The 18,503-nt window shown below is 42.4% G+C and carries 21 protein-coding genes; 7 read left to right on the forward strand and 14 right to left on the reverse strand.

Annotated elements, in window-relative coordinates; translation table 11 throughout:
* The first annotated feature begins 141 nt into the window (after positions 1-141).
* Together DESPCE1_RS0111225 and DESPCE1_RS0111230 are read left to right on the forward strand one after the other, a co-directional pair.
* The gene (locus DESPCE1_RS0111225) at positions 142-726 is read left to right on the forward strand and encodes a hypothetical protein (protein WP_014794117.1); all 585 of its coding nucleotides are present in this window, start codon (positions 142-144) and stop codon (positions 724-726) included.
* A 22-nt stretch (positions 727-748) separates the two neighbouring features.
* Positions 749-1,072 (forward strand): DUF4878 domain-containing protein, encoded by a 324-nt coding sequence (locus DESPCE1_RS0111230; protein WP_014794118.1) that lies wholly within the window; start codon positions 749-751, stop codon positions 1,070-1,072.
* A gap of 5 nt (positions 1,073-1,077) precedes the next feature.
* Here the strand turns inward: DESPCE1_RS0111230 and DESPCE1_RS0111235 are convergent, their stop codons facing one another.
* The 7 genes from DESPCE1_RS0111235 to DESPCE1_RS0111265 form a co-directional block, all read right to left on the reverse strand.
* On the reverse strand, positions 1,078-1,923 hold the full coding sequence (locus DESPCE1_RS0111235) for a YitT family protein (RefSeq protein ID WP_014794119.1): 846 nt from the start codon (positions 1,921-1,923) through the stop codon (positions 1,078-1,080).
* A 244-nt stretch (positions 1,924-2,167) separates the two neighbouring features.
* A complete protein-coding gene (locus DESPCE1_RS0111240; protein WP_019850516.1) occupies positions 2,168-3,445 on the reverse strand; it encodes a DUF4349 domain-containing protein in 1,278 nt (425 codons plus the stop codon).
* A complete protein-coding gene (locus DESPCE1_RS0111245) occupies positions 3,442-3,951 on the reverse strand; it encodes an RNA polymerase sigma factor (protein WP_014794121.1) in 510 nt (169 codons plus the stop codon). The genes DESPCE1_RS0111240 and DESPCE1_RS0111245 overlap by 4 nt, the downstream gene beginning before the upstream one ends.
* 124 nt (positions 3,952-4,075) lie before the next feature.
* On the reverse strand, positions 4,076-5,500 hold the full coding sequence (gene cls / locus DESPCE1_RS0111250; RefSeq protein WP_019850517.1) for a cardiolipin synthase: 1,425 nt from the start codon (positions 5,498-5,500) through the stop codon (positions 4,076-4,078).
* An 86-nt stretch (positions 5,501-5,586) separates the two neighbouring features.
* Positions 5,587-6,129, reverse strand: coding sequence for a chromate transporter (locus tag DESPCE1_RS0111255; RefSeq protein WP_014794123.1), 543 nt, complete (start codon positions 6,127-6,129; stop codon positions 5,587-5,589).
* Positions 6,130-6,154: 25 nt separating this feature from the next.
* The gene (locus tag DESPCE1_RS0111260) at positions 6,155-6,682 is read right to left on the reverse strand and encodes a chromate transporter (RefSeq protein WP_028305541.1); all 528 of its coding nucleotides are present in this window, start codon (positions 6,680-6,682) and stop codon (positions 6,155-6,157) included.
* A gap of 181 nt (positions 6,683-6,863) precedes the next feature.
* Positions 6,864-7,382, reverse strand: coding sequence for a spore coat protein (locus DESPCE1_RS0111265; RefSeq protein WP_014794125.1), 519 nt, complete (start codon positions 7,380-7,382; stop codon positions 6,864-6,866).
* Positions 7,383-7,550: 168 nt separating this feature from the next.
* Here DESPCE1_RS0111265 and DESPCE1_RS0111270 point away from each other — a divergent pair, with 168 nt between their 5' ends.
* Together DESPCE1_RS0111270 and DESPCE1_RS0111275 are read left to right on the forward strand one after the other, a co-directional pair.
* Entirely contained in the window at positions 7,551-7,757 is a 207-nt protein-coding gene (locus tag DESPCE1_RS0111270) for a PspC domain-containing protein (RefSeq protein ID WP_014794126.1), read from the forward strand.
* Positions 7,758-7,921: 164 nt separating this feature from the next.
* Positions 7,922-8,227 (forward strand): hypothetical protein, encoded by a 306-nt coding sequence (locus DESPCE1_RS0111275; protein WP_014794127.1) that lies wholly within the window; start codon positions 7,922-7,924, stop codon positions 8,225-8,227.
* 55 nt (positions 8,228-8,282) lie between these two features.
* On the opposite strand, the gene DESPCE1_RS0111280 is transcribed toward DESPCE1_RS0111275, so the two are convergent.
* Positions 8,283-9,398, reverse strand: coding sequence for a DUF6765 family protein (locus DESPCE1_RS0111280; protein WP_014794128.1), 1,116 nt, complete (start codon positions 9,396-9,398; stop codon positions 8,283-8,285).
* 86 nt (positions 9,399-9,484) lie between these two features.
* Here DESPCE1_RS0111280 and DESPCE1_RS0111285 point away from each other — a divergent pair, with 86 nt between their 5' ends.
* Entirely contained in the window at positions 9,485-10,366 is an 882-nt protein-coding gene (locus DESPCE1_RS0111285) for a DUF4474 domain-containing protein (RefSeq protein ID WP_019850518.1), read from the forward strand.
* On the opposite strand, the gene DESPCE1_RS0111290 is transcribed toward DESPCE1_RS0111285, so the two are convergent.
* The 3 genes from DESPCE1_RS0111290 to DESPCE1_RS23285 form a co-directional block, all read right to left on the reverse strand.
* A complete protein-coding gene (locus tag DESPCE1_RS0111290) occupies positions 10,363-12,183 on the reverse strand; it encodes an ABC transporter ATP-binding protein (protein WP_014794130.1) in 1,821 nt (606 codons plus the stop codon). The genes DESPCE1_RS0111285 and DESPCE1_RS0111290 overlap by 4 nt on opposite strands.
* On the reverse strand, positions 12,180-13,967 hold the full coding sequence (locus DESPCE1_RS0111295) for an ABC transporter transmembrane domain-containing protein (RefSeq protein ID WP_019850519.1): 1,788 nt from the start codon (positions 13,965-13,967) through the stop codon (positions 12,180-12,182). The genes DESPCE1_RS0111290 and DESPCE1_RS0111295 overlap by 4 nt, the downstream gene beginning before the upstream one ends.
* Positions 13,968-14,178: 211 nt before the next feature.
* Positions 14,179-14,316, reverse strand: a complete 138-nt coding sequence (locus tag DESPCE1_RS23285) for a hypothetical protein (protein ID WP_019850520.1) — start codon at positions 14,314-14,316, stop codon at positions 14,179-14,181.
* 141 nt (positions 14,317-14,457) lie between these two features.
* Here DESPCE1_RS23285 and DESPCE1_RS0111305 point away from each other — a divergent pair, with 141 nt between their 5' ends.
* Together DESPCE1_RS0111305 and DESPCE1_RS0111310 are read left to right on the forward strand one after the other, a co-directional pair.
* Entirely contained in the window at positions 14,458-14,760 is a 303-nt protein-coding gene (locus tag DESPCE1_RS0111305; RefSeq protein ID WP_019850521.1) for a carboxymuconolactone decarboxylase family protein, read from the forward strand.
* A 31-nt stretch (positions 14,761-14,791) separates the two neighbouring features.
* On the forward strand, positions 14,792-15,049 hold the full coding sequence (locus DESPCE1_RS0111310) for a DUF1294 domain-containing protein (RefSeq protein ID WP_033422444.1): 258 nt from the start codon (positions 14,792-14,794) through the stop codon (positions 15,047-15,049).
* A gap of 108 nt (positions 15,050-15,157) precedes the next feature.
* Here the strand turns inward: DESPCE1_RS0111310 and DESPCE1_RS0111315 are convergent, their stop codons facing one another.
* The 3 genes from DESPCE1_RS0111315 to DESPCE1_RS0111325 all read right to left on the reverse strand — a co-directional run bounded on the left by DESPCE1_RS0111315 (position 15,158) and on the right by DESPCE1_RS0111325 (position 18,497).
* Positions 15,158-16,306 (reverse strand): aromatic acid exporter family protein, encoded by a 1,149-nt coding sequence (locus DESPCE1_RS0111315; protein ID WP_019850523.1) that lies wholly within the window; start codon positions 16,304-16,306, stop codon positions 15,158-15,160.
* A 114-nt stretch (positions 16,307-16,420) separates the two neighbouring features.
* Positions 16,421-17,605 carry a Xaa-Pro peptidase family protein gene (locus DESPCE1_RS0111320; protein ID WP_019850524.1) on the reverse strand — a complete coding sequence of 395 codons (1,185 nt, stop codon included), beginning with the start codon at positions 17,603-17,605 and terminating at the stop codon, positions 16,421-16,423.
* 109 nt (positions 17,606-17,714) lie between these two features.
* A complete protein-coding gene (locus DESPCE1_RS0111325) occupies positions 17,715-18,497 on the reverse strand; it encodes an enoyl-CoA hydratase-related protein (protein WP_019850525.1) in 783 nt (260 codons plus the stop codon).
* Positions 18,498-18,503: the final 6 nt, after the last annotated feature.

Below are 18,503 nucleotides of genomic sequence, written 5' to 3' on the forward strand. Positions count from 1 at the left end.
CTCGTGATTGGTATATCCATAATTAACATTATAACATGGCGAAAGAACCCATTTTTAAGCTCTAAAAACTTATCCATTCTGTACGTATAAAAAAAGATAAGTCTAAATAAGATGTACTAAAACCTTTCCGGGAGGATCAATGTGAAAAAAATCATCCCTTGGGTAATACTCATCATTTTGGTCTGTCTCATATTTTATCCTCAACCAAGTCGGTTCGCAAATACGACGATTCCAAAAATGAATTCTCATGTCCTGAATAAAGAAATCAGGCTACAATTACCCGCCACCATGCAAATTGTGGAGAATCGGATAGAGAATCGCCACCAGCTACACTACAGTGCTTATTTAAATGACGAACAGTTCGCATTGAGAGGATATATTCAATTATGGCAGATCGACGATCTTGAGCATTATCTTCAGAAAAGTAAAGAAATGAGCACCTTTGATTTTTATACTTATTCCCTTAATAACACCCACATCGGAGATTTTAAAGGAATCTTGAATAGTTGGGGGGCCTCTTTCGGAGAATCGGCCAAACTATCCGGCAAGGAATACTGGTTGCACACACCCAATCAAAAGGTGCTGAGAATCGTTTTCCTCACTAAGGATACTCATTTTAACGAAGAACAGTTAAAAACAATGGGCACTATTCTCTCTTCCCTCAATTGGTTAGGTGAGCCCGATATGAGCAAGCAAACTTATATTGAGATCATGGGAGAAAATTAATAATTATTAAGGAGTGGCCAATATGCTTAACAAGCCGGCAAAAATAATAACTTGGGCAGGACTCATGTTATTTATGGGATTCCTTATCGCGGGGTGTGGTGCGACGACTCCTACCGCTGCTCAAAGTGACCTAACCCCTAACCAAGCAGCGGAGCTAGTTTATCATGATTTATCCTTCCATAATATCGGTGTCGAAAAGGTAAATGTAACTCAATGCACATTTAAGGATGCCCGTACAGCTGTAGTGGCTGTGACCTATTTAACTCTTGACGGAAGAAACATCTCACAGAATGTAACCTTAATCAAGTTGAATGGTCAATGGCAAATAGATGGTCACGATCACTAAATCCGCTATTCAAGAGCGAATCCTTGCCCGACAACCTCAGAAGCGGTCTGCACGATAATAAAAGAATGAGGATCTTCTTCCCGAACGATTCGCTTTAAATGTCCCAACTCAGATATGCTCACCACGCATAGTATGACATTTTTTTCTGCTGCAGAATATCCTCCCTGTCCGTGAAGAAATGTCACTCCTCGTCCCAATTCTTGGAGAATGCGCTGAATCAATTGCTCCGATTGAATCGATATGATGGTTACTGATTTTGCAGGGAGACCACTGGATATTACATCCACTAGCTTGCTGAAAGTAAACATGGATACTAAAGTATAAAGAGCCATTTTAGGACCTAAGACCGCCCAAGATGCAATAATAATCAGAGCATTGATCACCAGCATCGTGGTCCCCATAGCCCAGCCAAAACGGCGCTGGATAACTTTAGCGATGATATCTGTTCCCCCCAGACTTCCACCTAAGCGGAATACAAAGCCTGAGCCAACTCCTCCGAGTACACCGCCATAAAGTGCACCAAGAAATACATCATTTAATTCTAGGGGTTGAATCCCTTTGAAAAAATCTAAAGCGATGGAATAAACAATAATTCCGAAAAAAGTTTTGATAACAAATATTCGATTAACTTCTTTCCAACCTAGGATAAACAGAGGAATATTGAGAACGAAGTTTACAATGCCGATCGGTAATCCTAAAGTATAGAATAAAAGTAAAGCAATCCCGCCGATGCCGCCTCCCCCAAGGCCCGCCTGTACGATGAAGCCCTGGACGCTATAAGCGGCGATGATCGCTCCTAAAGCGATGCCAATAAACCTTCCGATCCTCTTTATCACATCCCACTTTTTCAAGTGAAATACCTCCTTATTCTCTCCATATATTATGCTTATCCAGAATTATTATATGTCCTCTCCTTTCATTCTTTGGCATCTCACTCCTATAACATAAGGTATTATGTATTCCTTGAATAACTTTTCCCAGTAATAACACTATATTACCATGAAGATGAGTTGATGAAAATTAACTCTTGATGCTGCCGCCAAACAAAACAAAAAGCTTACGCATCTATACGTAAGCTCTTTATATTGCTCTATACTATTTTTGACGTCTGACTTTCTTAACCGCCTTATAGGCTCCAAAGAGACCGGCACCTCCAAGAAGGTAAGGCAAGGCATAAGCAATTCCTACAACAAGGTAGTTGATACCGTTCCAGGTAGAGCTGATGGTTTTTAGAACAGCATCTTTGGCAGCCTGCCAAGTATTAGCCCAAGCAACAGGTCGCCAAGGATCATCCACGCTGACAGGATTGGGAGTGTTCTGAAAGTTAATGCTTACCGTGGAATAGGCAACCTGATGATCCCAAAGTTTGACTTGCCCCTGCAGCTGTTCGATCTGCATGCGTGTACTGCTCAAATAACTTTCGATCTGCAGAATCTCATCCACTGTTTTGGCCTCTTTAAAAATCTCCAGATAGCGTGTTTCCTGAGCCAGTAAATTCTTCAATCTTGACTGAGTATCATAATATTCATTGGTAACGTCATCGGAATCGGTAGAGCTATTTAAAACCTTGCCAAACTCCTCCAGACGACCCTTGAAACCCTCCAATTGCTGGGAAGGAATCTTAAAGGTGGCATAAGCAGAACTGCTGCTTTGATGGTTGTTTTCTGAAGAATGAACCACATATCCCCCGAGGCCAGTTATCTCCTGAGTAACCAGCGCAAGAGCTTGCGAGACATCCTCAACCTGGAGGCTTGCATTCATACTATAGGTGATTTTCTTGGCCAAGCTATCATCGGCTGGAGGAGTCTGGGGTTCCGGAACAGGCATAATAGGAGCTATTTCTTCAGCTGAACTCCTTACATCATCCGCCATGATACCCATCCTAGGCGTGGCACCTGCACCATAGTTGTTCCCATTCTCCATTTCGGATTTTAGAGCCGCTTCTTTTGGGGAATTGTTCATCCCAACACTGGTATTGGCCGTTGAATCCTGTGCGGTGAATTTCGCCATGAAACCTGTCCTAAATCCTTGGGAGGAGTCCTTAAGGCTTTCCATACCAATACCAATAAAAGCGAACATAACAATAGCTGCTACCGGGAGGGCCAGTTTCCATTGCCATCTCCACCAAAAAGATTTTAGCCTTCTCTGAACTTTTTCCCGAAGAGACTCCTTTGGCGGGAGATCTGGAATAAGAATATTCCTCGGTGATTGACCGAGAGAAGCACTAAGCTCTTCCTCACGAATCTTCTCTAGAGCAAGCTGTTTAATCCGTTCTTTTTTCTCAGAATCAGAGCGAAGTTCATGAAAGAAAAGCCTCATAGCCTCTAAATCGCCCTCCTGCTCCCATAGGGTATATGCATCCTTTTTCATCATCGAATTCCCCCTGCATTCTCCAACTCGTAATACTTTCGGAAGCTTTTCTTTGCACGATACAGGAGACTATCCACAGCCTGTTGAGTTATCCCAAGAATCTGAGCTACTTCGATTGCGCTGAATCCTTCTATAAGTCTAAGTTGTATTACTGCAACTTGTTGTTCAGAAAGCTTGGACAGCGTTTCGCTTACGCTTAACACGGTTAATAAATGGTCACTATGATCTTCTGTTGCCTGGGTCGATTTTATTTCCTCACTTAAAGATACTATTTGTATCCCTTTTCCCTTACGGGTTCGGTAGAAATCAGCAATATGATGATAAGCTATACGAAGTGACCAAGATTTCAACGAACTCTTACCCTCGAAACTTGGTAATGCTCGCCAAACTTTAGTAATCACTTCAGCGGTTACATCCTCAACATCACTTTGCGGTACCCGCAAACGTACAAAACGGTAAAGAATAGGAAAAAGTTCTTCATAAATCTCATCAAAGGAGTCCGTTTGCACTATGAGGAAACCTCCTCTCTCTTTCTGACTAATTTAGACGATGGAACGCTTGAATATCTGACGATATTCTCTTTTTCTATTCCCCATAAAAGAAAGAAATCCTGCCTATAAGACAGAATTCCAGCTACAGTAAAGGGGAAAGAAGGCGAGCTAAAGCGATTTGAAAAGAAAAGAGAGGTGTTCTGCTTTGGAGATCCTCTTGTGTCATCTGAATACTATCCGTTAAATCCTGTTCTTGATCGCGAACCAATTCCTCTGCAAAATCAGAACTAAAGATCACTGCACTCAATTCAAAATCAATTTGAAAGCTTCGTATGTCAAAATTGGCAGATCCTACAACACTTATTTCTTTATCAATGGTTAATACCTTGCTATGCAGAATCCCCTTTTGGTATTGATAGACCTCGACACCCGATGGAATTAAGTCGTTGAAATATGAGGAAGATGCAAGGAAAGTAAGCCTATGGTCAGGTTTTCCCTGGACTATGATTTTAACCGATACTCCCCTGGAGGCAGCGGTTTTTAAGGCCATAATCATGCTTTCATCCGGTATAAAATAAGGAGTAGTCACCACTATTTCCTTTTGAGCAGTACATAACATAGTAAAAAACAGTTCTTTTATGGCTTCATACTTCGAATCCGGTCCTCCTCCAATAATTTGTACAAGCTTTTCCCCGTCCGTCTTGCACTTAGGAAAATAACGATATTCCCTATGAATTTCCTTCGTAAGATAATACCAGTCATTGAAAAAGGTCTCCTGGATGGTGTGTACACTGGTTCCTTCAATACGTAGATGGGTATCCCGCCAAAATCCATAGTTGGAACTACGGGATAAGTATTCATCTCCAATATTGATGCCTCCAAGATAACCAATCCTGCCATCAATGACCACCAGTTTCCTATGATTACGATAGTTCAAAGTAAAGAGTGCTTTCGGAAAGCTTAGGGGTAAAAACCACTGTATTTCTACTCCTGCAGATTTCAGCTTCTTAGAAAAATCCTTCGAGAGACTACGGCTGCCCAGCCCATCGAAAACTAAACGCACCTTTATTCCCTCACAGGCTTTACGTATCAGGATCTGTTGAATAGTCCTACCAATAACATCGTCATGAAAAATATAGTACTCCATATGAATATGATCTCGGGCCCTTTCTAAATCCTGGAGTAATGCCTTGAACTTTTCTTGTCCATTATGGAGAAGGGAAACGGAATTATTTCGAGATAAAGGCGCAAAAGCCTTACTTAACAAGAGTCTTGACAGGCTTTTTGAGCCTATCGACTCTTGGATATAGATCTCTTCTTTCAAGAATGCCTGCTTTTGCTGATGAGACAAACGAGGCAATCGTTCTCCCGGTATATGTTTCTGCTGAAATAACTTTCTTTTAATTGGAGTACAGCCGAAAACCATGTAGATTAGCAATCCGAGCAGAGGATTGATGGCAAGAAAGGACAGCCAAGAGGCGGTCTTTTCTGGATTGTTTTTTTCTAAGTATACAATAAGTAGCGCCAGTAAAAGAGCTAAGAATCCTAAACCTATAAGGAGTTTCATCAAGTTTATCACCTTGTCCTGACACTGTTTTACTCACTTAGTATTACAAAAAAAAGCAACTTCAATGCGAAGTCACTTTTTCAAAATCAATCCTTCTTTCTTCCGTAGGCAAAATACCCAAAGACCATAGCACTTATCACTAGGATACCAGGATGAATGTTCGTCATGAATATTATGGCGAGGGCTATTACAGCAATGGCCCAGGTACTTCGATATTTTTTAGGGAAGGCATTTTTACCCAAATCATAAGCAGACTGAGCAATTAGAACCACCACTACAGGTCTTACGGCGATGAGAGCAGCACTCAGTGCCGGTGTATGAGAGTACCGTATTAGCAGATCCCCTAAAATCACCACAGCAAACGTTGAAAGGAGAGTACCCAAGAGACCTGCAAAAGCACCAGGCCAACCTGCCACCCTATACCCCATGTAGCTTGCCAACTTAGTGGCAATGGGACCCGGTAATGAGTTCCCAATAGCTAAAGCATCCGCAAATTCCTCATCCGTTAGCCATTTATATCGAGTAACTGCCTCCCGTTGAATTAAGGGAATCATGGCAGGACCTCCGCCAAAACCCAAATTGGTTGCACGAGCACAGCCAATAAACACTTCCCATAACTTCTTTAACATAGTTTATCACCTCCGAGCAACACTCTTACTGAAAGACAATGATTCCAAAGATCATCGACAGAACAATCACAATTCCTGGGTGAAGCTTGAGCTTGTAAAGGCAGATAATGGCTCCCCCAGCTATGACCCAACTCCAAATACTTGGAAAAGCACTTAAGCCCATATCCAATGCTGTTTTAGCAACCAGGACAGTCACCAAAGGCCGAACCCCGGTTAAAGCACCTTTAAGTATAGGAGAATTGCTATGCTTCATCAAAAAACCCGTCAAAGCAATAACTAAAATAGAGGTAAGAGCTAAAGTTCCCAGCAAAGCGGCCAATACCCCCGGCCATCCCGCCACATGGTAACCAACATAACCGGACAAAAGAGTAGCAATGGGACCCGGTAATGAGGTTACAATAGCCAAGCCTTCAGAGAATTGCTCTATAGACATCCAACCATGATTGATCACTTCTGCTTGAATTAATGGAATGATGGCTGGACCACCACCAAATGCTAAATTGCTAGCACGGAAAAATGCTAAAAAGAGCTCTAGTAATTCCAACGATTTCATCTCCTCATTCTACAAACCTCTCACATGGTTATCATTATAACAAAGACCTTCTCAATTGAGAATATTAAAAAGCAAAAAGGCCGTTGCAAAGCCTTCTCCTATGATAAGCATTCCCAGACATTAACAAAGGGGCTGCAGCAACAGCCCCTTTATATCATTATCTAATTGTCCATTGTATTACTTACTGAACATTGTACATACCGTGAGATTTCATATAATTAAAGAGTTCTTCGCCATGTTCCTGCTCTTCTTTTTGAATATGATTGAGAGCTTGCCTAAGATTTTTATCCTGAAATTCAAAAATTGCTGTATCATAGGTTCCAGAGATATACTTTTCAGTAGAGAGCATATCGTTGACCATATTAAAATCGTTTTGGCTGTAATTCTTGCTCCCTTGAGACTGGGTTCCGGACATTCCCTGCATACCCTGTCCCTGTTGTTGCATCCCTTGTCCCTGCTGTTGCATCCCTTGGCTTTGTTGTCCCTGACCTTGACTCATGGACGGAGCTTGACCGGCAATCATCTGATTGATGGTATCATAATGTTGCTGTTCATGAGAAGCAAGGGTTTGGAAGATCTGCTTAAGATTTGAGCATTCGGCTTCATTTGCATATTTACTATATTTTTGGATACATAACTCTTCGTGACTCTTTAAGTCTTCAAGAAACATTTGTTCTTTTTGGCTAAGTTGGACTTGCATTAAGACACCTCCCTAAAATCTTAACCCTAGTGTTTACTAATAAATAAAAACTATGTATCTATTAACCAAAAAACTTTAATTAAAAGCTTCACACTGAAACTTTTTTCTTTCTCCGGCGTACTTTAGAATGAAGAAGTAACATTATGTACTATGGGAGGGGGTATTAATATGAATAAACGTCTTTACCGTTCAGGAAGAGAAAAAATGTTGGCTGGAGTTTGTGGTGGCTTGGGCGAGTATTTTGATGTGGATCCAACTCTTATACGGCTGGCTGTTGTTATTGCAATTTTTGGTGCGGGCATGGGATTTTTCGCCTATCTTATCGCTTGGATTGTTATTCCCAAAAATCCCGATCACAACTACTTACACCCATGATTTTCTTTCGACTCCTTACCCAGAATGCTTCTAACCATAGAAATGCCCCTTGATGCAAATCAGGCGGGCATTTTCCTTTGCCCTCATACTTTATTGTAAAAGGGTTAAATTAATCAACAGGACTAGACTTTAACTTAAGAGAGATTTTAACCGGGAGGAATACAATGTACAGAATGTCGGAAGAACTACAACAAAAAGTCTTTAATAATTTTAAGAAAGTCATGGATAAACAAAATTCTGAACTTATCAATAAAGATTTATACTACCACCTTAACCTTAACTGTAATTTCGTGGCTCATTTTAATCTGCAGGGATTTCGCGAAGCTTATTCCGGTGAGAACTTTAAAGCATTCATGGATTATTTTAACCCCGACTCCCCCTCAAGTCAGTGGTTGGAAGCTCCTGAAATCAGTGCTGAATTCATTCCCCTCAATCGATCTATGGTGGAATATGTATCTCAAAACCATTAAATCAAAAAAAGTACCCGAGAATTTTTCTGGGGTACCTTATAAAATGGCTGAAATATTACGCTGGAAAAAATAACTGGTGTTCATTGCAATAATGTTGGAATTTTTTCTTATACCATTTAACAGCGAGTATAAAATGATACCAATGGGTGTTTTCAAAATTATCGACACATACAGCACCCTTTACTCGTCTGTTATTAAATTTTTTGGGGTTATAATTAACAAAAGCCTGCCGCAACCATGTGTCATCCTCATAAGTCCATAGAGCTTTATCATTTTTTTCAAATAAACCATGTTTAAGCATGAGTTTCTGCCAATTCTTTATCCGGGCTTGATCATGTCCTTTAAATATAAGGGCCTGCCAAAGAAGGTCAAAATTATCGAACTTTATACTTTGATCCCGATGGTGTGGATACAAAGTTAAATAATGATCAAGATGCTGTTTAATCTTGTGAAATGCTCGCTGATATCTTTCCCGGTTATCCACTTCCACTCGTTTGTGAGATCCTCGAAAATCATCGCTATGGTCGTACTCATAGGACCAGACCAAATAGGGGAGATCAGGAAAATCCATAGCTTGAGCATGACCATAGGCAGGCATTACCCTATCAAAATATTTTTCGATTTTCTCCCCACCCAAATCCCTGAGGAAATCTGTAAAATGTTCTCTATGCTGTAAAGAAATCAAAGTCTTAACTTGACAATTATCAATGGCATTGACTTTACTTAACATTCCACTAAACCCTTGATGAGAAAAAGTATCTGCAAAGGAGTGTAAAACCATACCAAATTTAATCAGATTATCTTCCTGGAATGCTTCAGCGAGTATGTCAAGGATAATAGGTGACTCTTCTTTGCAGCGAAGTTTTTTGGTAAATCGCTTCCCACTGCAGCCCGGTACAAAGTGAAAGGCGGTCGTATTATTCACCATGGACTCATAATTAAAGGTGTCCATACGAAAATACGAATGACAGGTCGCGATATTGAAGAAAGCCGGTGTATTGTCCACTGAATCCAGCACTTCGTTTTGGGCAATATTTTGGAGAAAAATCAAGTTAATTTTAGCATCATCGACAAATTGGGAAGCATAGGCAATACGATTTGCGCTTTTCTTCTTAAATCCACAGGCTCTACTCAAAGCCAAAACCGCATAAAAATGAGCATCTTTCTTCAATTTCTCCCCCTCCAATGCCATTAATTGACTAATTTATGCACCATTCTATGCATGAACTCAATAATATGTACTGGAGGGGGATTTGCATGTCGGATTTAAACCTTATATCGCAAGGGACAGGGGACGTTGAATTAGATAAGGCTATTGCAATCGCCGGGTATGCATATGATGCAAGCCAAGATATCTTCATCTCCACCATGGACCCTTGGCAAAGAAGTATTGGCTATTGTCGGCTTTATGACGAAGCGGCTGCCCCCATGGGGATGATCATTGACAGTGACCCTATCTACTTTGTTTATAAGAATAAAAAGTGGATGGTAGGTATCTGGAAAGGTCAATACGATATGGTCACCGGGGGAGAAATCGGGGTCTACACCAATGGAGTCGGTGTGAAGTTTCCCAAAATCTTTACAGGAATCTACTATCAGTCGGCAGGCAATGAGGATTGCCTTCATATGGCCTTCACCCTCAAAAAAGGGAATCGGGTTCTCTTTACTCGGGAAGGCCGGCATTGGTGGCTTACGGGCTTTGTTTTGGGTGAGTTTTCGGAGCCCTCTGAACTCACTATGGACATTAAAATTACCCTGGAATCTGCAGAGATGCGGGATGCCTTTTTGGAGGGTATGAAAAAAACGGGGTATTCTGAAAAGGATGTCAAGGTACACGGAAATACGGTATCCTTTACCTTTGGCCACCCCCGCTCTGCTCAGCCCTTTACCCGTACACCGAAAACTGATCGGATTATTCAAAGAAAGAACGAGCTGCTCTGCCAAAGTTATCAGGAAATAACGAAACCCTATGCAACCTTCCCTGAAAAACTAGAAGCAATCAAAGAAGACCTTCCGGGTATGTATCGACTGATCATGAATATGGGTAAGAGCAAACAAGTGTTTGAAATCATTGTACTGCTTACCCTATTGGGAGCAGTCATCCTAACGCGACATGCGCAACGGCAGCTTGAAGACTAATGACCTCTAATTGGCCCTTGTTGGAGCAGAAACATTTTGTAATACAAGCCTTTTTGAGCGAGGAGTCCGTTATGATTGCCTCGCTCTACAATTTGTCCCTGATGTAAGACAAGAATAAGGTCGGCATCCTGTATGGTAGAAAGGCGATGAGCAATAGCGATCGTACTGCGCCCTTGGCGCATTTTGTTTAAGGCTATTTGAATAGCATCCTCCGTCTCTGTATCGACACTAGCCGTAGCTTCATCGAGGATAAGTATTTTAGGTTCTCCGGCAATGGTCCGGGCAAAACATATGAGTTGCCGTTGACCACTGGAGAGTGTCGATCCCCTTTCATTGACAGGTTCCTGATACCCCTTTTCCAGCCTGTTGATGAATTTATCAGCCTCCACAAATTCTGCCGCAGCCTTGACCTCCCGTTCCTTGAGTTGGGGTCGATTGAGATGAATATTATCGGCAATATCTCCTACAAATAGAAAAGGGTCCTGGGCGACAAGGCCAATCCGGGTGCGCAGTTCCTCTTGTGAAAAGTCTTTTAAGGGTATACCATCAATCAGGATTTTTCCTTCATCAACAGGGTAAAATTTCATTAAGAGATTGGAAATCGTGCTTTTTCCGCTCCCAGTATGACCCACTAGGGCTACAGTCTCCCCAGGGCGAACAGTGAAGGAGATATTTTTTAATACTTCGGTGACACCGTCATAGGAAAAACTGACATCTCGAAACTCAATCTCACCTTTTTCTATAGTATGAGTAGGACTGTCATCTGCTTCCTGAAAAGAATTCAATCCAAAGGCGGTAGTGGTTCGTTCATCATCCAGCACTTCAAAGACCCTTTCCGCGGCGATAATAGCTTGCTGAAGCTGAGAAAGTCGCATTAAGATCATATTCACCGGGTCAATGAAACGATCCAGATAATTGATAAAAGCATAGAGCACTCCCACTTCCACCGGACCAATTATGGATTCCAGACCAAAGAAACCTAAGACCAAAATCAAGGCAAAGGTATACAGTAGATCCACTGCCGGACGCATAAGGGTGCTTTCCAATTTAATATTGGCAATGGCCGCACCATAATATTTCTCGTTGATCCCAGCAAATTTCTTTTGAAAGATTTTTTCCTGCCTCATCATTTGAATAATATTCATACCTTGGATGGACTCATTGAGCATAGCATTAAGCCGGCTAAGTTCTGCCCGTGAAATCCTGTATATCTTAGAGCTAATCTTGCGGTAGATTTGCATTAAACCAATGATTATAGGGAGAAGAAGCAAGCAGAAAGCAGCCAATCGAACATCCAAGCTAAACATAGCGATAAATATACCCAAAAGAAAGACTATATTCTGTACATAGGTTGATAGTACACCGATATAAAGATCTTTAATTGCCTCAGTGTCATTGGTGACCCTTGAGACTAAGGCTCCTGCCGGAGTCCGATCAAAGACACTCATGGCCAAATATTGAACCTTACTGAAAATATCCACCCTGATTTGTTGAATAATGAGTAAGGCGATTTTATTAAAACGGATCAATTGATGATATTGAAGGAAGGAAGCTAAGATAACCAACAGAAGATATCCTCCCCCAAGGAGAATTAAAGGTATTGGATCAAGAAGGCGAGGGGTTAGGTAATCATCTAAAAAGACTTTAATCAATACGGGCCCGGCTACATCGGCCGCGGTACCCAAAACGAGCAATATAAAGGCAAAAACCAGGGCTTTAATATGAGGTTTCAAATAGTTAAGGAGCCTGAGGATAGTCTTCCCCTGCCCGGCGAGACCGGCTTTGTGCTCCAAATCTTCGGAAATAAGTGTACTCACGAAAGCCCACCTCCCTCTTGTATCAGACTTTCCAATTGTTGAGCCTGATAGGTTTCAGCATACCAGCCTTTATTCTCCATTAATTCTGTATGGGTACCTCTCTCTAATACTTCCCCATTCTGAAGTACTAAAATCAAATCGGCATGCTCAATAGCACTAAGGCGATGGGCAGAGATCAATGTGGTTTTTTGACTGCGATTGCTCTTCAGCTCCAGAAGGATTTGCTTTTCTGTCTTAGCATCCACAGCCGATAAAGAGTCATCGAGAATCAATACCTCTGGATTAAGAAGCAGGGCCCGGGCAATAGAAATCCGCTGTTTTTGTCCTCCAGATAAAGTTACTCCCCGATCCCCCACAAGGGTCGCATAGTGCTCATCAAATCGTTGGATATCTTCATGGATACAGGCCATTTTAGCCGCTTTTTCAATTTCTGAAGGGTGGGCATTGGGTTTGCCCAAAGCAATATTTTCAGCAAGAGTTGTGGAGAAAAGAAAGTGCTCCTGGGGGACATAGCCAAAAATTCCTCGTAAGCTATCTAGAGGCATCTCCTGAATAGAGATACCGCCAATACGAATCTGTCCTTCCATTCCCGCGAATTCACGTAGGAGGGCGCGGAAAAGGGTGGTTTTGCCGCTTCCAGTTTTGCCAACTACACCAAGTGTCTGTCCTTCCTTAAGAGTGAAATGGATGTTTTTTAACACAGGTTTTTTCTGATTTGGATATGTAAATTGATCGAGAGCATAGAAAATATCTCCCTTAGTCATTTTTTTGGGCTCAGCCATGCTTCCTCCAGTGACTCCATGTAGGGGAACCTGATCCTGAACTTCGGACTCGACATCAAGCAATGCCTTAACACGATCATAGGAGGCTCTTCCTCGTTCCATAATATTGAACAACCAGCCAAAGGCAAGCATTGGCCAGATAAACTGTCCCAGGTAGAGGGTGAATTGAGTAAGTTGGCCGAGAGTAAGCCGCAAATTTACCACTTCATAGGCTCCAAAGGAAATTGCCAGGAAAAAGGATATTCCTACAATCAACATAATCGAGGGATCATAGAGGGAATCAACCATAGCTACCGCCTGATTCTTCTTGACTACATCATCGGACAGCTTACGGAAGGACTCAATTTCCGCCTCTTCTTGACCAAAGGCCTTCACGACGCGTACTCCAGAAATATTTTCCTGAACCTTATCGTTAAGATCGCCGAAAGCCTCTTGAGCTTTGAAGAAACGGTCATGAAGCAATGTTCCGTAATAACTGGAGACCCAGGCCATAATTGGCATAGGCAACAAGGTAATGAGTGTCAATTTCCAACTCAGGAAAACGGCCATGGAAAAGACAACAAACCCGCCAGTAACTAAAGAATCCACCAAGGTCAATACTCCCATCCCCGCGGTCACTTCAATCGCTTGTATATCGTTGGTGGCATGAGCCATTAAATCCCCGGTCCGATACTTTTGATAAAAGCTGGGTGACATACGGGTAAAATGCTTAAATAGCTGCTGGCGCAACAATCGGCTTAGACGAGCCGCCGCTCCAAAAATCAGGATACGCCAGCTGTAGCGAAGAATGTAGGACAAAATACCTAAGCACAGGAGTATCAAGAGCCATGGCCAAAGGGTTTCCATAGTTAAGGTCTGGTTGGTTACCCCATCAACAACCTTGCCGACAATATAAGGAGGACATAGATTGATCAGCGCAAGTACGATAAGGAGAATAATTCCGGTAATATAGCTCAATTTTTCCTTCTTAAAAAACCACATCAAATCGATAAATAAGCGCATAGGGCACCCCATTCGAAATAATTCAAACTTCGAAAACATAATAGCATATTTTCGATAAGTCCTACAGAATTAATTGATTGCATATAAAAACACCTGCCGTCCATAAGCAGGTGTTTTTCCATTGTTCGCGTGCACTTAAAAGTGCGTCTCAATGTCAGCTCGGGTTTAAGTTTACTCTTTAGTGAGAATTTTGTCAAGAAATATAATCCTCTTAAATTCGTTCTTTGGAATGACCTTGACCGATCTTATCATTGTCATGGGCATCAAAGAGGGGAATTTTATCTCCTGGGTTTAGATTCTTCTTACGTATAACCTCAACGGTATTTTTCTTTTCCTTGGGCTTGGACATATAACTCCTCCTTTACATTTTAATTATCTCATCATCTTTAGAATACCCGAAGATTGAAAAAATAATATGAGTCATTTCTTTTGCTTTCTTCTCTGTTTAGTTATACTGTAGAAGTAAATAAAATGAATTGGAGGTTTTTTTATGGCTTTACCCCCTTTCTTAAGAGCTCTGGAAGGATATGACTCTACCTTCGCTCAAGAAATTGAGAAAATAGCTTCCCTCTCCTTTCAAGAGAACAGCCTTGATGAGAGAACAAGGACATTAATAGCTCTTGCTCTTGATACTGTCCTAGGAGCTTCAGAAGGAGTTGCCAGCCTAGCGAGCCAAGCCCGTCGGTTAGGAATCTCTGATCAGGAAATCGCTGACACATTACGCCTTGCCTACTTTACATCCGGTTGTTCCGTCCTAAAAACATCTTTCGCAGCCTTCGACAAAAAGGAGTAGTTTCTTGGCTAGTTTACTTAACCTTTGGCCAATGGGGATTTTTTACTTAATAATAAATGGGTTCTGTTTTTTTCTCATGGGACGGGATAAATATCTTGCCCGTAAGAAGCGCCGGCGAATTCCTGAAAAATGGTTCTTTACCTTAGCCTTTTTAGGAGGCGCGCTGGGAGTTTTCTTGGGAATGCAGATTTTTCGACATAAAACCAAACACAATACTTTTGTATTTGGGATCCCCATACTTTTAGTATGGAACCTGTTTATTATGTATGAACTAGGACAGCGCCTTTAGAGCCTTTCTGCAGTAAATTACTTCAACAGGACAAGCAATGATTATGAATCGAAGCAAGATTATGACACAGCAAGGGCAGATGCCATGAAGGCATCTGCCCTTACTGTGTCACTTTGCTTTTGTCGTCACAGTCAATTCCAACTCGGGTGTGGTTTGTTCTAAAGGCTGTAAATTCTTCTTCTTAGTGCTTAGCTCGTAACTGCTTCTCATCCGCTTGGATGCCCAGCGCATTTCCGTGGCCACCACAGCCACCTCCATAGTGGCCCGCAGGAAGTACACACCGCTGAAATGCTTTTGCCATTGATCCATCCTTTGGTCAAACTCATTCCAAAAATCTTGATCAAGAGTTCTCAATGGTGTGGCGGGGACATAGGTAAAGCTGAGGTACAAACTATCCCGAAGTGCTCCTAAGATCCCTTTTCCAACAAGGATATAGTCCAAAAGGCTTTGAAACTCATGACTTATTTCTTGACCCATTTGAGGAGGTGAATCAGGCGCCTGGCGCCGTTTAACTCTTTGGCGGGTCATTTCTTCTATATTTTCTCCACGTTCGATAAATCCCCGGCAAAGCTCCAGGAGTCGTTCCATAAGCTGCATTTTATCTTTAGAGCTAAATTCCTCCCGGGCATGCTCGTAAAGCTCCGTCACTTCTTCCAGCCGCTTTTCCAACAAGGTCGGCTTAACCTTTTCATAGCTATTAAGTGATGTTGAATCCACATAGTGTTTAAGGCTATTCAGAAAGAACTCCGATGAATCATAAACAAGAGCATATAATTTTTCTTTGAAATACTTTTTGTAGCGCGGAGGAGCAAGAACCCGATTGATGGTAAGAGCTACCGCCAAACCAATAAAAATACATAAAGCTCGTGAAATAGCATGTTCTAAAAATTGGTCGGGAGGAGCATCCAGGATGAAAATTATGGAAACAATCCCTAAATTCACACCTCTCCACCCCATACGATTGGAAACAGCGATCATTAGAATAACAACCAAGCCGATGATATAGGGGTTGGTTCCTACTGTCAGTCCAACGGCAATAGCTAAAACCACAGCCAAAATATTAATAGTGATCTGTTCCCAGGCGTTAGAGAGGGCTTTGCTCACTGAAGGCTGCATATTGATGACCACAGTAATTGCTGCAAAGCTCGCCGGCTCCACTGAAAATATCTGGCAGATTAATAAAGCAATGGTTACACCCAGTCCGGTCTTGAGAATTCTCGGACCAAACCAAATTTTAAGCTTAGAAAACAGGAACAATCACCCTTCCCGTAATATATGTAACTAGAGTATAGTCCTGAGCGAGTACTTTGGCAAGTTGGCAGCATTCCATAAGAAGGACTGAGAAGGATAAAAAATACCACAATGATTTGACTAAATTTTAATGATTGTTTTGGGAGCCTGGGTAAGAAAACGAGCACCTTTTTCTCCCTCAATGACGAGAGTATCCTCTACACCAATGGCTCCTTCCCCAGGAAAGATGAATTTAGGTTCGACAGCTATCGTCATTCCCGGAACTAATATCTCCTGAGCTCCTTTGCTGATGGTCGGGAGTTCATCCAACTCCAGTCCTACCCCATGACCTATGAAACGCACTCGATTATTCTGAAACCCCATAAAATGATCTGCATAAGGAGTCTCCTTTTCAACCCAGTTCAAGATTTCAGCATAGACATCCCCGGCCTTTCGTCCTGGGATAAGGGCCAGGCGAGTCCTCTCCTGGATTTCACAGCTGATCCTATAGGCTTCCTCCATTTTTTCCGAAGGCTCCCCCATCACCAGCATTCTCGTGGCATCCATCTGATACCCTTTTTGGGCAATGACTAAATCCATCATGATCATATCCCCAGCCTGAATTGGAGTATGAGAGGGACCTAGAGGATGAGCAAAGGATGCTCCTAAGCCGACAACCGGCCCATCAAAATAGCCGGGAATTGCCCCTTGTGGTCCAGCTACCACCCCGCCAAAATGAAATTCAAAGCCAAAAGCTCGGGTACGAAGCATGGTTTCATGTCCCAGCGTTCTCGCTTTTGCCTCCAGAAGTCCTTCAAACTCAATTTCACTCATGCCGGGACGAAGCACTGTTGAAGCATATTCCAATAATTGTGTATAGATTCGCCCATTTTCTTCAATCTGTGCAATCTCCCATTCAGATTTTGCAGCGCGTAAAAGCCGCAATGGGTAGGAAACGTCTACCAGATCCGTCTTGTCAAACACCTTTTTATATCTAAGATAATTCGCAACAGGCAAAACATCATATTCCAGCCCCATGACCTTGGGGAAGGGATGGCCATGCTCAGAGATCGATTCAGGCAACTTGGAAATACCCGCCAGCGGGAAGACTTCCCAAGAAGACTCAGCCCGAGCTCTTTCTATATTTCGATAGACCAACACCAGGGGGTTCCCTTTTTGGGGTATATACAGATGAACGTTTTGGGCTGTCCCTGTAAAATACAGGGTGTCTGCCCGTTGAACCAAGAGCGCCCCATCTACTCCTTGTTGTACAAGAATATCTTGAAACCCTTTAACTCGACGCTCACATTCTGATTTTGGAAACATCCAATCATCCCTCCCGAAAGAAAATAACCCAGGCCATATCCTGGGTTAATATTCTATAGAATTGTAGCATTTCCTCTCTAAAACTAAGAGGTTCTATGATTATATTCCCCTACTTCCCCAGAAATTCAGTTTGCGTTTTCTCGAGAAAAGCCCTGAAACCATGTTTACGGTCTTCGGTATGGAAGGTCAGAGCAAATACCTCTGCTTCATAATCCTGCCCACTGATGAGATCCATATTTGCCCCTTTATAAATTGCGCTTTTGGTTAATTGTACGGCGATTGGCGCTTTGGCGGCAATCCTCTTGGCCATAGCCATAGCTTGTTCCTGAAGGTCTTCTTTGGGATAAACCCGGTTAACCAGGCCCATGCGAAAAGCCTCCTGAGCATCAAACAGATCGGCTGTAAGGAGAATTTCACTGGCTCGTCCGCTCCCTACTAAACGCGGGAGCCGTTGTGTGCCGCCAAAGCCCGCCGGTATACCCAGGTTCACTTCCGGCTGCCCGAATCGGGCATTCTCACCGGCCAGTCGAATATCACAGGCCATCGCCAGTTCCAAACCTCCACCCAAAGCAAAACCATTAATGGCGGCAATGACCGGTTGGGGCAGACTCTCGATCAGATTCATCAACCTCTGTCCTAATTGGCTGAAAGACCTTGCTTCCATCGGGGTTTTCGTGTTCATTTCGGCAATATCGGCACCGGCTACAAAGGCTTTTTCGCCGCTTCCCGTAAGAATCACGACCCGTATGGAGGAATTATTGGCCAAATCATGAACGACCTGACTGAGTTCCTGCAAGGTAACCGTATTAAGAGCGTTTAAGGCTTTGGGGCGGTTAATCGTTACAGTGGCAATCTGCTCATGATATTCAACCAGGATATTCGAATACGTCATACTTCT

The sequence above is a fragment of the Desulfitobacterium sp. PCE1 genome, from assembly GCF_000384015.1.
Taxonomy (GTDB): domain Bacteria; phylum Bacillota; class Desulfitobacteriia; order Desulfitobacteriales; family Desulfitobacteriaceae; genus Desulfitobacterium; species Desulfitobacterium dehalogenans.

What these genes read in the sequence shown, in the direction of transcription:
- DESPCE1_RS0111230 (WP_014794118.1), top strand. Translation starts at nt 749, where the DNA reads ATGCTTAACAAGCCGGCAAAAATAATAACTTGGGCAGGACTCATGTTA.
- DESPCE1_RS0111240 (WP_019850516.1), bottom strand. Translation starts at nt 3,445, where the DNA reads ATGATGAAAAAGGATGCATATACCCTATGGGAGCAGGAGGGCGATTTA.
- cls (WP_019850517.1), bottom strand. Translation starts at nt 5,500, where the DNA reads ATGAAACTCCTTATAGGTTTAGGATTCTTAGCTCTTTTACTGGCGCTA.
- DESPCE1_RS0111255 (WP_014794123.1), bottom strand. Translation starts at nt 6,129, where the DNA reads ATGTTAAAGAAGTTATGGGAAGTGTTTATTGGCTGTGCTCGTGCAACC.
- DESPCE1_RS0111260 (WP_028305541.1), bottom strand. Translation starts at nt 6,682, where the DNA reads ATGAAATCGTTGGAATTACTAGAGCTCTTTTTAGCATTTTTCCGTGCT.
- DESPCE1_RS0111265 (WP_014794125.1), bottom strand. Translation starts at nt 7,382, where the DNA reads ATGCAAGTCCAACTTAGCCAAAAAGAACAAATGTTTCTTGAAGACTTA.
- DESPCE1_RS0111270 (WP_014794126.1), top strand. Translation starts at nt 7,551, where the DNA reads ATGAATAAACGTCTTTACCGTTCAGGAAGAGAAAAAATGTTGGCTGGA.
- DESPCE1_RS0111275 (WP_014794127.1), top strand. Translation starts at nt 7,922, where the DNA reads ATGTACAGAATGTCGGAAGAACTACAACAAAAAGTCTTTAATAATTTT.
- DESPCE1_RS0111285 (WP_019850518.1), top strand. Translation starts at nt 9,485, where the DNA reads ATGTCGGATTTAAACCTTATATCGCAAGGGACAGGGGACGTTGAATTA.
- DESPCE1_RS0111295 (WP_019850519.1), bottom strand. Translation starts at nt 13,967, where the DNA reads ATGCGCTTATTTATCGATTTGATGTGGTTTTTTAAGAAGGAAAAATTG.
- DESPCE1_RS23285 (WP_019850520.1), bottom strand. Translation starts at nt 14,316, where the DNA reads ATGTCCAAGCCCAAGGAAAAGAAAAATACCGTTGAGGTTATACGTAAG.
- DESPCE1_RS0111305 (WP_019850521.1), top strand. Translation starts at nt 14,458, where the DNA reads ATGGCTTTACCCCCTTTCTTAAGAGCTCTGGAAGGATATGACTCTACC.
- DESPCE1_RS0111310 (WP_033422444.1), top strand. Translation starts at nt 14,792, where the DNA reads ATGGGGATTTTTTACTTAATAATAAATGGGTTCTGTTTTTTTCTCATG.
- DESPCE1_RS0111320 (WP_019850524.1), bottom strand. Translation starts at nt 17,605, where the DNA reads ATGTTTCCAAAATCAGAATGTGAGCGTCGAGTTAAAGGGTTTCAAGAT.
- DESPCE1_RS0111325 (WP_019850525.1), bottom strand. Translation starts at nt 18,497, where the DNA reads ATGACGTATTCGAATATCCTGGTTGAATATCATGAGCAGATTGCCACT.